The sequence below is a fragment of the Wolbachia endosymbiont of Aedes albopictus genome, from assembly GCF_024804185.1.
Taxonomy (GTDB): Bacteria; Pseudomonadota; Alphaproteobacteria; order Rickettsiales; family Anaplasmataceae; genus Wolbachia; species Wolbachia pipientis_B.
The window spans coordinates 529,426-541,803 of record NZ_CP101657.1; the positions used below are offsets into that span (position 1 = coordinate 529,426).

The following is a 12,378-nucleotide window of genomic DNA, read 5'->3' on the forward strand; positions in this document are numbered from 1 at the left end:
TTTAGATAAATAAAATGAATTATGATGTAATCATTTCAGGTGGTGGGTTACTTGGTCTTATTACTGCCATTGGCCTCAGTTGTGACTCTGTGTCTGTAGCTGTAATTGAAAAAAATAGTCTACCACGTGTAGTAGATGACAATCGAGCGTTTGCTATTTCTCAAGGCTCGAAAAAAATATTGGAAAAATTAGGGATTTGGCAGTTTATAGAAAGCGAAGCTGAGCCAATACTTGATATATGCATATTAGATGCGGTTACTGTGCATTACAATCATAAAATGGTTGATGAAGAACCAATGGGTTATGTTATTAACAATGCCACTATATGGAATGCAATCAACAATAATTTTTTGAATAAACTAAATATATACTCTCCACATTCCTATAAAACAATTGCTTGTGATTCAGGATATGTGGAAGTTATTCTTGATAATAACCAGGAATTAATATCATCGCTACTTATCTGCGCTGAAGGCAAGAACTCTAAGCTACCAGAGTTATTTTCTATACCGATAGTGAAATTTGATTATAAACAAAGTAGCATAGTATTTAATGTAAAGCATGAACTGTATCACCAAAACTTAGCTGTAGAGCGTTTTTTTCCTGGCGGTCCATTTGCAATTCTACCGATGAAGGATGGCTATACTTCTTCGATAGTTTGGACAGAAAAATCTGGAATTTCAAAAATGCTAATGAACCTATCTGAAGAGGAATTTATTGTGGAACTCAAAAAAAGATTTGGTTCTTATTTAGGAAAGATAAAATTAGAGGGTAAAAGAAAATTTTATCCTTTAAGTTTTGCTTTCGCAAAAAAGTTATATAAGGGTAGAGTTTTGCTTATCGGAGATGCAGCACATTCAATTCATCCAGTTGCAGGTCAAGGGCTTAATCTTGGAATTAGAGATGTAGAAAGTGTTATAAAGCACACAGTTGCTGCAAAAGCATCTGGTATTGATGTTGGCAGTAGTTATTTATTAAAGAAAATTTCACGTAACAGATACTTTGATAATTTTACAATGGCGCTTGCAACTGATGGATTAAATAGGATGTTCTCCAACAGAATATTCTGCGCTAAAGCACTAAGAAATCTTGGCTTGATTGCAGTTGAAAATTCAAATTTTCTCAAAAAAAGCTTCATTCGACATGCTATGGGAACTACTATTTTATAGCTAATGCAAGTCATACCGCCGCAGTATCCACAACTGTACGAACATTGCAATTTGGGCCTACTAGGAGGGTGTCATTCTCCTGTCATCCAAGTAGCTGACACTGGTTCCTTTATGACGGCAGTGCCCAGACACTGGGATCCAGGAATTTTATTAAGTTGGTAAGCATAAAAATAGATGTTTTACGTTAAAATACAACGTTTTCGATGAGGTTATATGGAAAACTGGATCCCAGTGTCAAGCACTGGGATGACACCATTTATTGTAAGCTCACATTTACTCTATGGTCTTGCCGCTATCCTGAACGGATACATGATGAATTTGTCGTTTTTCAAATCGTCGGTAAGCCTAAAGCTATAGGCATTAAGCACGATAAAGAAAATCATTTATAATCGCTATAGCAACTAGTGTAGACACTTGACGTTCCTTGTGATTTGATAAATAGAGGTTTTTATCTGATTTTACAACAAGGGCTTCTGGATGACTTTGAAAGTAGATATTACCATGCTTATCTTCAATAGCCTCTATTACCCCATCGCTGGAAAATGCTGCAACTTTATATCCAAGTAACTCCAATTTTCTTCTATTTTCTGGCGTATTACTCACTGCTCCCGAATGAGCATCTGGAAAATATGTTGAAAACCATCCATTTTCATTAGGTATTAAGAATTTAGCTACTAATTCCGCTAAACGACTGTTTGGAACGATCTTTATCTGCTGGAGAGGTACATCCTCTTTCTGTGGGTTAGGTGCTGATTTTAAATGAGATCTTTGCTTTTCTTCATCACTCACAAGATTTGCCACACTCACTACTTCAATTCCCTTTGCATTCATTATGCCTTGCAAACCACCACATATGCCAAGTAAATGAATTGCAGGGTTATCATCAATTATTTTTACAATTGCTTCAGTAACAAGCTGGCAACAAGGAGTAGGAGGAAAAGGTTCGGAGTGTAAATTATAGTAATTTCCTGGAATGAATATTCTATTTATTTTGTGCTCTTTAATGAATTGTGCAACTTCAACTTTTATTCGGTCTAATGTTAACTTCTTTGCCAATGTTTCATCTTGTTTTGCGAGATTAAGTGACTCTGTCTGAATTTTTTTAAGGCTAATTATTTTATTATAATCAATTAGTACAATTTTAACTCTAAAATTATTAAACATCTCGTAGACATTTTGAGATAGCCCAAGCTCATGCGGGTATGTCTCTTCTTCCGTTTTCAACAAACCAACAACTATGTCATCATTTACTCTATTTTCTGCCGTCAAGATAGTTAATGCTGGTTCTTCTTTTCTGGTTACATGTTGAGATGCTGGTCTTTCACTAACGCTAGCATAAGTAATATTGCTTAATAATAGAACTATAATTAATATGATATTAAATATTTTACTATAACATTTATACATATAGTTTAACCTCTCAACACTTATATCAATATCATAACATATTACAGAACATTTTGCAATAAAAAGGTAAGTTTGGTAAGAAAGAGAAGTGGCCTGAGCAGGGATCGAACCAGCGACACAAGGATTTTCAGTCCTTTGCTCTACCAACTGAGCTATCAGGCCAACTGTATACTTTCATTTTTAGATAAAAAATGTTATTATGTCTATTAAAAGTTTTTAAAGTAGTTTATATAAAAATAAAGGATGAACATTAATAACAAAATAGGAATCTACCCTGGCACATTTGACCCTATAACTTTTGGGCATATTGACATAATAAAAAGAGCGTGTAAACTAGTCGATAAATTAATAATAGGAGTTGCGGAAAACGTTAATAAGCGTATTGCCTTTGACACAAAGCTACGCACAAGCATGGCTGAAAGTGAAATCAAAGGGCTAGGAATTGATGCAGATGTTATATCTTTTAATGGGTTGCTAGTGAAGTTTGCTAAAGAGCAGAATGCTTCTATTATTATTAGAGGATTAAGAGCAGTATCGGATTTTGATTACGAGTTTCAAATGAGTTGGGTAAATTATAAACTTCTTCCTGAAATCGAAACCATATTTCTTCCTGCTTCTGAAGATACTCAATTTATCTCATCAAGTTTTGTAAAGGAAATAGCAAGATTAGGAGAAGATGTTAGCAAATTTGTATCAAAAGGCGTTCAAAACGAATTGATTAACTTGAATAGGATAAAAAATGAAGAATAGTGCTTGTTGTTTTTTATTTATAAATGGGTATACTCAATATATAAAATGTTATAAGCTAAATGAGTAGCATGTCAAAAGTGAGGGTGAATAATAGAAAAGTTTGTTGTCATGGTGATGAGAATGATGAGGGTTCTGGCCATCCATTAATATATTTAGATATGGGAGAAGAAGAGGAAATAGCCTGCCCTTATTGTGAAAAGAGGTTTGTCCATGACTGTACTGTAGAAGCGGTTGGGGAGCTGACTAGGGATGAACTCTAATGGCACTTCTGCAGACTTAGCTTATGTAAATAGCAATAAGAGGGGCAGTAAAGATGAAACTATCCATACGATCGAGCACTCCTCCATGGCCAGGTATCATACTTCCACTATCTTTAACACCGTAAGCTCTTTTAACAAGCGACTCAGTAAAATCGCCAAGTTGCGCTAGAATAGCGATTGCAAGGCCAATGATTGGAGAATAAAGAATTGAAAATAAACCAAAAAATATTGATCCAAAAATTGTGCACACTACTCCAGCTAAAATCGCACCAAGAAGTCCTGTCCAAGTTTTTCCAGGGCTAAGAATTGGGCAAATTTTAGCTCTACCAAAATTCTTACCAAATAGGTAGGCAGTAATGTCAATTCCCCAAATGGTTAAGACGAACCATACTAATGCGTATTTTCCCTGTGGTAGGTTATATAAATATATTAATGAGGCGTTTGGTAGTGCAATCAATAATAATGCGAAAACGTATAAAATTTTGTTTCCTTGGGTTAGATTATACCATTCAAAAGAAGATAAAACTGCTATTGAAAAAATCAATAGGTAAAACGATAAATCACTGAAATATGTAGCAAAGGAAAATATGAATAATATTACTATTGAGGACAACATTCTAATTATAAAATTATTATCTACCATATTTTTTCTCTCTTTTTATATAATCTTCTAATGCTTTGCTCAAATCTTGACAAGAAAAATCAGGCCATAAAGTATCACAAAAATATAATTCAGCATAAGCTGCTTGCCATAATAAAAAGTTGCTTAACCTTTTTTCGCCGCCAGTGCGAATTAATAAATCCAATTTTGGCAGATCTTTAGTATATAGAAATTTTTCAAATTCCTCTTCCGATACATAAACAATATTTTCTTTTATAATATTGCTTATAGCTTGTGTAATTTCTTGCTTTGCTCCGTAACTGACTGCCACGGTGAGTAATAAACCATCGTTCTTATGTGTCATTTCTTCTGCTTTTTTAATTTGATCCAATATTTTACTGGATAACAGACTTAAATTGCCAATAAAATTCAACTTAATGTTACAGTTACAAATGAAATTGACTTTATCTTCATTAGTTAAAACAGAGTAAAATAAATCAAATAGACAGTCAGTTTCGTTTTTGGGTCTAAGCCAATTCTCCATAGAGAATGCATACAAAGTTAAGTAGGGTATGGTTAGGTCTGTACAATACTTGGCAATATCATATGCAACTTCACTGCCCTTTTTATAACCATCAATTTTTACCTTTCCTTGATTGTTCGCCCATCTACCATTACCATCCATAATAATTGCTAAATGTTTCGGTAAAGATTCTTGATTCAACATTTAAAGTTCACCTAAACTACTCGATATCATTCCAGCACTTGACATATAACTGTACAAACATTGTGATTTGGGACACTTGAAAGGTGTCATCCCAGTAGCCCTTTTTCCTGTCATCCCAGTGCGTGACACTGGGATCTAAGTATAAAAATATTTGCAAATTATGCAATGAACAACAGATTCTTGGGGCATATAATGTCCATGATGAAAATAAGGTAGATCCCAGTGTCACGCACTGGGATGACAGGAAAAAGGGAAATGGATAACAGATTCTTGGGGCATATAATGTCCATGATGAAAATAAGGTAGATCCCAGTGTCACGCACTGGGATGACAGGAAAGAGGGAAATGGATAACAGATTCTTAGAGCATATAATGTCCATGATGAAAATAAGATGGATCCCAGTGTCACGCACTGGGATGACAGGGAAAAAAGGCACTGGGATGACAAAAAAGAGGGCACTGGAATGACATAATTTACTGTACAATACTGTGCAATATTGCAACGTTCGTACGGTTGTGTGCCTGCTACCTCCATGGCACCCTTGCATGTAATTTTTTCTTTTTCACTACAGAAGGTTTCTTTCATATTACCTTAGTGATGCAGTATATCCTTTTCTTTGATGGACAATTCACCATCAATCTTTTTTATATTATCATCAGTAATATTTTGTATTTCCTTCTTAGCACCATGAAAATCATCTTCTGAGATCTCCTTATTTCCTTTCATTTTCTCTATTTCTTCCATAACATCTCTGCGTATATTTCTGATGGCAATCCGCGCATTTTCAGAAAACTGATGCAATAATTTTACTAATTTTTCACGGGTTTCTTGTGTTAAGTCCGGAAGAGCTATACGTATGGTATTGCCCTCAACAATAGGATTTAAATTCAAGTTGGCATTTAATATAGCATTTTTCACTTCACCTACAACATTAATATCCCAAACTTTAATTGATAGGGTTTTGTTATCTATAACTGAAACGCCTGCAACCTGATTTAACTTTTGATGTCCACCATAGATATTTACAACTATACCATCAAGCAACGATGCGCTAGCTCTACCAGTGCGTACGCCTTTAATATCATCATGAAAGGACTGAATAGTTTTTAGCATTCTTTCTTTTGTTTTAGCTTTTATTTCATTTAACATAAATTACCTACTGTTTACAATCTGAAACTATAGTACAAGTACCTTGACCCTTAATAATATTGACTATTTTTTCTCCCTTCAAAGAAAAAACTATAATTGGAATAGAATTCTCACGAGCAAGTGAAATTGCTGATGCATCCATAACTTTTAAATCACGAGTCAATAAATCCGTGTAAGAAAGCCTATCATACATTACAGCATCCTCGTTTTTTTTCGGATCAGCAGAGTATACACCATTTACTTGTGTACCCTTTAGAATAACATCACAATTCATTTCAACAGCACGTAAGGCTGCAGCTGTATCTGTAGTAAAAAATGGGTTGCCTGTGCCTGCTGCAAAAATTACCACTCTACCTTTTTCTAAATGACGAATAGCTTTCCTTCTTATGTAAGGTTCACATACAGTGGCCATGGGTATTGCAGATAATACCCTAGAAGCTACTAAATTTTTTTCTAAAAAGTTTTGTAAAATTAAAGCATTGATTATAGTTGCAAGCATTCCAATATAATCACTGCTTGCTCTTTCACAGCCACTTAAAGATGCAGATGCGCCACGAAAGATATTACCACCACCAACAACAATACATACCTGAACTCCAAGCCTGTTAACATCAGCTATATCTTTGCATAATTGGCTTATTGTTCCCATATCATGGCCAAAAGACTGTGACCCCATCAAAGCTTCACCAGAGATCTTCAATAACACTCTAGAGTATTTTACTTTATCTACTAAGGAAGACATTTCTTACCATTTAGTTTGCACTGCCCAAAACAAGTAACTTGTAATCAGATAATTTAATAGCACTCACCCCGCTTGATTTTATAAAATCAGAAACCTTCATTTTATCATCTTTTATGAATTTTTGTTCTAGTAAAACAACTTCTTCATAGTACTTAGCCATTCGTCCATCTACTATTTTTTTTGCTACTTCTTCAGGTTTATTTAAGCTCCTTACTTGCTCTTCAATTATAGAACGTTCATTTTTCAACTTCATTTGATCTAAATCATCTATAGACAAAGCTTCAGGCTTCATAGCAACTATGTGCATCGCTATTTGTTTTCCAATTTCCTGTAACTTTGCCTTATTACCGGGTGATTGCAATACAACTAAAGCGCCAGTTTTACCTAAACCACGTACATCACCGTGTACATAACCAGCAATAACTCCATCCTTAGCCTCTAGGTAACAAAGCTTGCTCAACTCTAACTTTTCACCAAGAACTGATGTAACATTCATAATAGCTTCCTGCACTGTGCCAATGCTTTCATACTTGGCATTTTTTAACTCATCAACGCTAGTGCAGCGTTCTTGATGAGCAATTGATGCTAAATTTGAAACTAACTCTATAAATTTCTTATTCCTTGCAACAAAGTCGGTTTCGCAATTGAGTTCAACCAATACACCATAATTTTCAGTCAAACACATAGCAAAGAGCCCATCTGAAGCTACTCTATCAGATTTTTTGTCAGCTTTAGCAAGACCTATTGTACGCAACTTATCAACGGCTTTCTTGATGTCACCATCACATTCTTCTAATGCTTTTTTACAGTCACTTAAGCCAAGCCCTGTCCTATCACGTAATTCCCTTATATTATCTGGATTCATCTTCATTTGTTACTACCTCCCTTTCTTCTTCTTTGTAAACTTTACTACGTTTCCTTTTAGTTTGCACAATACCATCTTCTTTTTCTTGAATAAACTCATCACCTTTTATGTTATCAATCTTAACTCCAGATCTTGCTAGACTAGACTCTATTCCAGCTAATATAGAGTCGGTAGCTAATTTACAATAGAGCTCTATTGATTTTCTTGAGTCATCATTTCCAGGTATTAGATAAGTAATATCATCTGGATCAGAATTAGTATCAAGTATTGCAACTATTGGAATTCCTAACTTTTTAGCCTCCTTAACCGCAATATGCTCTTTATTAGTATCAATGATGAATAAGATATCAGGAATTGCTCCCATTTCTCTAATACCACCAAGCGCCTTATCAAGCTTTTGCTTTTTCTTTTCAATGTTTCCCAATTCTTTCTTTGTTAAAATGCTATCCTCGTCATTTAATATTTTCTCATATTGCATCAAGGTTTTTATCGAAGAAGAAACAGTGCCCCAGTTAGTAAGCATACCACCAAGCCATCGATGATTCACGTAATATTGACCACAACGAATCGCTTCACTTGCAATAATATCAAAAGCTTGAAACTTTGTACCAACAAATAGAATGCGACCACCTTGAGATGCAACGTCATATAAAGCCTTCATGGCCACCTGTAGCAATGGTAATGTTTTTCGCAAGTCAATTATATGTATACGATTTTCTTGATGCACTCCATATATGTATGGAGCCATTTTTGCGTTCCAGCGACTAATTTTGTGACCAAAATGTACACCAGATTCGGCTAAATCACGCACAGTGACTTCAGGCAAATTTGTCATATATCATTCCTCCAAATAGTTTATCTTCCATGGCATAACCCTAATGGGACTACTTGTACAAGCCATGTGTGAAATTAAATTATTTACATAGTAATAGAAAAGACAGCAAAGCGCAAAGAAAAAATATTGACAAAGGGCAACATGTTTATTAGCTTTAAAGTCGAAGCCCGAAAGCGCTAAAAAGAAATTAGGGGGGTGTAGCTCAGTTGGTTAGAGCGCATGCCTGTCACGCATGAGGTCGTGAGTTCAAGTCTCATCACTCCCGCCATACTGATTTTAGAATAATCTAAAATCCGCAATATTATTGTCGGTATTTAGAAACGTTTTCACCAGACTTGACATAGCATGGTATTGTAATTATAAATAGATTTTTTTTATCATTAACAATTAGGATTAAATATGCTCATTTCTGAAGTTTTTGCAGCAGATGCAACTAGCAATGTATCAAGTATCGGCGCATCTTTTGCTAGTTTTATTCCATTGATTTTAATATCTGCAGTAATTTATTTTCTCATTATTCGCCCACAACAAAAAAAACTAAAAGAACATAGAAAGATGATAGATCAAATAAAACGTGGTGATACAGTCATTACTTCTGGCGGGATAATAGGTGAAGTTAATAAAGTTGATGAGGCAAATGCACAATTTATAATAGAAATAGCACCAAAAGTTGAGGTGAAAGTCCTAAAGTCCGCTATATCTGAAGTTTTAAACAAAGAAACTCAAAAAGTGGCAGCTAAACCAATTGAAAAAGGCAAAATCGAAAAGAGTGATAAAAAGAATAAAAATCAACCACCAGAGGAAAGTAAAAAGGGAAAAGATGATAAAGGCAAAAATGCTGCATAACTTTAAAAGAAAGTTCATTTGGTGATCCATTTGTGTGCGGAATATTTGGTGTAGTAAGTAGCGGTGATTCAGTAATACCAACTTTACTAACTGGGTTGCAAAAATTGGAATATAGGGGATATGATTCCTCAGGTATAGCAATCATAAATAACGAAGGCGAGATAGAAGTCAAAAAATCAGAAGGTAAAGTTAAAAGATTGTATGAAGTTGTTGATGAAAGCAAGATGTCTCACAGTACAGTTGGTATAGCACATACTCGCTGGGCTACACATGGAGTTCCAGGCCTTAAAAATGCTCATCCCATTCATACAAATAATGTTGTTGTTGCTCATAACGGCATAATTGAGAATTACAATCTGCTAAAAAAGGGTCTAGAAGAAAGGGGAATGTTATTCCATACTGATACTGACACAGAGATTATACCAAATATGCTAACCTTATATCTTGATGAAGGATTGTCGCCAGTTGATTCTCTATTTAAGTGTTTAAACAACTTACATGGCTCATTTGCCTTGGTCTTATTATTTGCAGAATATCCAGATGCCTTATTTGTTGCGAAGAGAAATTTGCCTTTAGCAATAGGCTATAACTGTAACACAGTGTTTGCTGCATCTGACTCTAATGCTTTAAGTGCATTTGTGGAAAGAATATCGTATTTGGAAGATGGTGACATTGCAGTGATAAAATCTAGTGGAGTTAGTATATACAACAATGGTACACAAGTTAAACGCAGTATAGAAAATAGTAGTCCAAGTGATTTTCTAATTAGCAAAAATGGGTATCCTAGCTTCATGTTAAAAGAGATTTTTGAGCAACCGCGTGCATTAAACAAAACAATAAATCAATTTTACAAGCAATATAAAGAGGTCAACAAAAAACTGTTTTCTGAGCTGAGTTACATTACTATAGTTGGATGTGGGTCATCTTATTTTGCTGGGCTAATAGCAAAGTATTGGCTGGAAAGTGTCGCTCAAGTTCGAGTATATCTAGAAATCTCATCAGAATTTAGGTATAGCAACGTCAAGCTAGAAGAAGGCAGCATTGGGTTATTCATTTCTCAATCTGGCGAAACTGCAGATACCATAGAAGCGCTGCGTTATGCGAAATCACAGAAGCAAACAATCATTAGTATAACTAACACATTTAACAGCAGTATCGAAAAGATCTCAGATATTGTGTTACATACTCTTGCTGGGCCAGAAATTGGTGTTGCCTCAACAAAAACCTTTTCTGCGCAACTTGCAACTTTAGCATGCTTTGCCGTGGAGCTTGGAAAAATAAAAGGTATACTGGGTGGAGAGAAAATAAAGCAGCTAAGCAGTGCTATCAATTCTATTCCCGAGTATGTTGAGCAAGTTTTGAATGTGATGAAAATACAACATATATCAGGCAGCATATTAGAACACAATAACGTTATTTTAATCGGCAGAGGAAGTTCATACGGAGTTGCAATGGAAGGCGCATTAAAGATAAAAGAGCTTTCATACATTAATACCATTGGTATTGCAGCAGGAGAAACGAAGCATGGTTCTATTGCTTTAATAGATTCTACTGTGCTTGTTATAGCAATTATCCCTTATGATAGTTTATTCTTTAAAACGCTATCTAATATACAAGAGGTTATTGCAAGAAAAGGCAAAGTAATTGCCTTCAGCGATAAGCAAGGAGCGCCATTCCTAAGGGGAGTTTGCGCAGATGTGATGCAACTTCCAGACACTGATAATTTTATCTCTCCAATCATCTACAGTGTTGCTATGCAATTCCTTGCTTACTTTACTGCAGCAAAAAAAGGATTAGATGCCGATTGTCCAAGAAATTTAGCTAAGTCTGTCACGGTTGAGTAGTCCATTTAAAGTTAAAGCTAGACTTCTAATTAAGGTACTCAATGGCATCAACTTAAGGAAAAATGTCTGCGGTTGTGTGTAAAATTTCTCTCTAAATTTTTTCGCATTAAATTACCCAAAAGCTGCAATAAACAGCACTTTTGTTTCTGTTTTATTTCAACAAAGAAGTCTAAAATGTATCCTTTTTAGGTGAAACATGCAAAAAGGAAAAAATCTTATTTTACAAATTAAAAATACAATATACTCGAAAACTTTTCAGAAGATCCATTGTGTTGGAAAAAAAAGTTTCACATGCACAAGAAAACTTCCTTTTACGACAGTTCCTGCATAACCAATAACGAACTTTTATTGGGAATAGGCGAAAAAACTTACTTGACAAACTCCGCCAGTTCTCTTATCATGATAGTGAAGGTATTCAGTTATCTTCATCTGTGCAGATTAAACAGCAAGAGACCCGTGCTTGAATGTTAAACAAAATACCATAGAATTCAAAAAGACAATTCCTAGAAAATTTCTACATCCAAAAAAAGGCAAGTCATGCTAATGCTGTTTGAATAAACTAATGTAAGAGATAAGCTGGATACAAGAAAAATATTCTAGACGGCAACACATAGCTGATCTAAAGAAGATACCAAAGTTATGGATGCGGTATTTCAACTACTACAACTAAATCAATAAATCTTAATAGGGGAAAACATTATGGAAATGTCAAAACTGACATTAGTATGTGATATATATGAGTTAACAAATAAAGATAGAAAGAATATTCAAAAGCTAGCAAGAGAAATAGAGGAAGGGAGAGGTGTTGCAGAAAAATTTAGAAGTAGAATATTCAAAAAGTCCAGCTATAACGCAAGCACGATTCTCTTAGCGAAAATAGCTTACAAATATCAGGGTAGAGAGGAGACACTTGGTAGACCAACTGACTCCAAGACGAACAGTTTTCATGCTAATAGGTTTTTGTTGCTGGAAATGGTTGCATCGTTTAAATTTATTAATGTTATATACTACCAAATTAATAGCTGCTCATTTAAGAACCTCATTCAACTTTACCTAACTCGACACATATACTTTTTGAAACATTGCTGCAAGTAGAAAAAAACAGGTTACCCACCTTAACTTCTTTAAATTTGTTTACAATCTCTACTTGACGCATAAGGTTTTTGTTACACTCCTTTCATC

At 34.8% G+C, this 12,378-nt stretch carries 15 protein-coding genes and 2 tRNA genes; 8 read left to right on the plus strand and 9 right to left on the minus strand.

Features of this window, described 5'->3' with window-relative positions; all coding sequences use genetic code 11:
- The first annotated feature begins 14 nt into the window (after positions 1-14).
- Together ubiH and NHG98_RS02690 are read left to right on the plus strand one after the other, a co-directional pair.
- Positions 15-1,169, plus strand: coding sequence for a 2-octaprenyl-6-methoxyphenyl hydroxylase (gene ubiH, locus NHG98_RS02685; protein ID WP_096617613.1), 1,155 nt, complete (start codon positions 15-17; stop codon positions 1,167-1,169).
- A gap of 3 nt (positions 1,170-1,172) precedes the next feature.
- Positions 1,173-1,331 (plus strand): hypothetical protein, encoded by a 159-nt coding sequence (locus tag NHG98_RS02690; protein ID WP_259245544.1) that lies wholly within the window; start codon positions 1,173-1,175, stop codon positions 1,329-1,331.
- A gap of 198 nt (positions 1,332-1,529) precedes the next feature.
- Here NHG98_RS02690 and NHG98_RS02695 read toward each other — a convergent pair whose 3' ends face one another.
- Complete coding sequence (locus NHG98_RS02695) at positions 1,530-2,576, minus strand: glutamine amidotransferase-related protein (RefSeq protein ID WP_096617686.1); 1,047 nt, start codon at positions 2,574-2,576, stop codon at positions 1,530-1,532.
- Between the two features lie 89 nt (positions 2,577-2,665).
- A tRNA-Phe gene (locus tag NHG98_RS02700) sits at positions 2,666-2,738 on the minus strand.
- An 81-nt stretch (positions 2,739-2,819) separates the two neighbouring features.
- Between NHG98_RS02700 and coaD the strand changes: the two genes are divergently transcribed.
- Together coaD and NHG98_RS02710 are read left to right on the plus strand one after the other, a co-directional pair.
- The gene (coaD, locus tag NHG98_RS02705; protein WP_096617684.1) at positions 2,820-3,326 is read left to right on the plus strand and encodes a pantetheine-phosphate adenylyltransferase; all 507 of its coding nucleotides are present in this window, start codon (positions 2,820-2,822) and stop codon (positions 3,324-3,326) included.
- Positions 3,327-3,385: 59 nt separating this feature from the next.
- Entirely contained in the window at positions 3,386-3,586 is a 201-nt protein-coding gene (locus NHG98_RS02710; protein WP_259245546.1) for a zinc-finger domain-containing protein, read from the plus strand.
- Positions 3,587-3,602: 16 nt separating this feature from the next.
- Here the strand turns inward: NHG98_RS02710 and NHG98_RS02715 are convergent, their stop codons facing one another.
- Genes NHG98_RS02715 through rpsB form a run of 7 tightly spaced genes read right to left on the minus strand, consistent with a single transcriptional unit; the run spans position 3,603 to position 8,506 of the window.
- Positions 3,603-4,229 carry a phosphatidate cytidylyltransferase gene (locus NHG98_RS02715; RefSeq protein ID WP_096617680.1) on the minus strand — a complete coding sequence of 209 codons (627 nt, stop codon included), beginning with the start codon at positions 4,227-4,229 and terminating at the stop codon, positions 3,603-3,605.
- Positions 4,219-4,914, minus strand: a complete 696-nt coding sequence (gene uppS / locus NHG98_RS02720) for a polyprenyl diphosphate synthase (protein ID WP_096617678.1) — start codon at positions 4,912-4,914, stop codon at positions 4,219-4,221. Before uppS ends, NHG98_RS02715 begins: the two co-directional genes overlap by 11 nt.
- A 16-nt stretch (positions 4,915-4,930) precedes the next feature.
- Positions 4,931-5,500: a hypothetical protein gene (locus tag NHG98_RS02725; RefSeq protein WP_259245548.1), complete on the minus strand. Its 570-nt coding sequence runs from the start codon at positions 5,498-5,500 to the stop codon at positions 4,931-4,933.
- Positions 5,501-5,506: 6 nt separating this feature from the next.
- A complete protein-coding gene (gene frr, locus NHG98_RS02730; protein WP_096617676.1) occupies positions 5,507-6,064 on the minus strand; it encodes a ribosome recycling factor in 558 nt (185 codons plus the stop codon).
- Between the two features lie 7 nt (positions 6,065-6,071).
- Complete coding sequence (gene pyrH / locus NHG98_RS02735) at positions 6,072-6,806, minus strand: UMP kinase (protein ID WP_096617674.1); 735 nt, start codon at positions 6,804-6,806, stop codon at positions 6,072-6,074.
- Between the two features lie 10 nt (positions 6,807-6,816).
- Positions 6,817-7,677 carry a translation elongation factor Ts gene (gene tsf, locus NHG98_RS02740; protein WP_096617672.1) on the minus strand — a complete coding sequence of 287 codons (861 nt, stop codon included), beginning with the start codon at positions 7,675-7,677 and terminating at the stop codon, positions 6,817-6,819.
- Positions 7,658-8,506, minus strand: a complete 849-nt coding sequence (gene rpsB / locus NHG98_RS02745) for a 30S ribosomal protein S2 (RefSeq protein WP_096617670.1) — start codon at positions 8,504-8,506, stop codon at positions 7,658-7,660. The genes tsf and rpsB overlap by 20 nt, the downstream gene beginning before the upstream one ends.
- 191 nt (positions 8,507-8,697) lie before the next feature.
- Here rpsB and NHG98_RS02750 point away from each other — a divergent pair.
- The 4 genes from NHG98_RS02750 (at position 8,698) to NHG98_RS02765 (ending at position 12,291) form a co-directional block, all read left to right on the plus strand.
- Positions 8,698-8,774 (plus strand) — tRNA-Asp (locus NHG98_RS02750).
- 131 nt (positions 8,775-8,905) lie between these two features.
- Positions 8,906-9,352, plus strand: a complete 447-nt coding sequence (gene yajC, locus NHG98_RS02755) for a preprotein translocase subunit YajC (protein ID WP_096617668.1) — start codon at positions 8,906-8,908, stop codon at positions 9,350-9,352.
- A gap of 32 nt (positions 9,353-9,384) precedes the next feature.
- The gene (glmS, locus tag NHG98_RS02760) at positions 9,385-11,196 is read left to right on the plus strand and encodes a glutamine--fructose-6-phosphate transaminase (isomerizing) (protein WP_096617666.1); all 1,812 of its coding nucleotides are present in this window, start codon (positions 9,385-9,387) and stop codon (positions 11,194-11,196) included.
- A 699-nt stretch (positions 11,197-11,895) separates the two neighbouring features.
- Positions 11,896-12,291 (plus strand): hypothetical protein, encoded by a 396-nt coding sequence (locus NHG98_RS02765; protein WP_259245550.1) that lies wholly within the window; start codon positions 11,896-11,898, stop codon positions 12,289-12,291.
- The last annotated feature ends 87 nt before the right edge of the window (positions 12,292-12,378 follow it).

Coding starts and splice junctions, on each gene's coding strand:
- NHG98_RS02695 (WP_096617686.1), bottom strand. CDS start 2,576: ATGTATAAATGTTATAGTAAAATATTTAATATCATATTAATTATAGTT.
- pyrH (WP_096617674.1), bottom strand. CDS start 6,806: ATGTCTTCCTTAGTAGATAAAGTAAAATACTCTAGAGTGTTATTGAAG.
- coaD (WP_096617684.1), top strand. CDS start 2,820: ATGAACATTAATAACAAAATAGGAATCTACCCTGGCACATTTGACCCT.
- uppS (WP_096617678.1), bottom strand. CDS start 4,914: ATGTTGAATCAAGAATCTTTACCGAAACATTTAGCAATTATTATGGAT.
- ubiH (WP_096617613.1), top strand. CDS start 15: ATGAATTATGATGTAATCATTTCAGGTGGTGGGTTACTTGGTCTTATT.
- NHG98_RS02725 (WP_259245548.1), bottom strand. CDS start 5,500: ATGAAAGAAACCTTCTGTAGTGAAAAAGAAAAAATTACATGCAAGGGT.
- tsf (WP_096617672.1), bottom strand. CDS start 7,677: ATGAAGATGAATCCAGATAATATAAGGGAATTACGTGATAGGACAGGG.
- frr (WP_096617676.1), bottom strand. CDS start 6,064: ATGTTAAATGAAATAAAAGCTAAAACAAAAGAAAGAATGCTAAAAACT.
- NHG98_RS02715 (WP_096617680.1), bottom strand. CDS start 4,229: ATGGTAGATAATAATTTTATAATTAGAATGTTGTCCTCAATAGTAATA.
- rpsB (WP_096617670.1), bottom strand. CDS start 8,506: ATGACAAATTTGCCTGAAGTCACTGTGCGTGATTTAGCCGAATCTGGT.
- NHG98_RS02710 (WP_259245546.1), top strand. CDS start 3,386: ATGAGTAGCATGTCAAAAGTGAGGGTGAATAATAGAAAAGTTTGTTGT.
- NHG98_RS02690 (WP_259245544.1), top strand. CDS start 1,173: ATGCAAGTCATACCGCCGCAGTATCCACAACTGTACGAACATTGCAAT.
- NHG98_RS02765 (WP_259245550.1), top strand. CDS start 11,896: ATGGAAATGTCAAAACTGACATTAGTATGTGATATATATGAGTTAACA.
- yajC (WP_096617668.1), top strand. CDS start 8,906: ATGCTCATTTCTGAAGTTTTTGCAGCAGATGCAACTAGCAATGTATCA.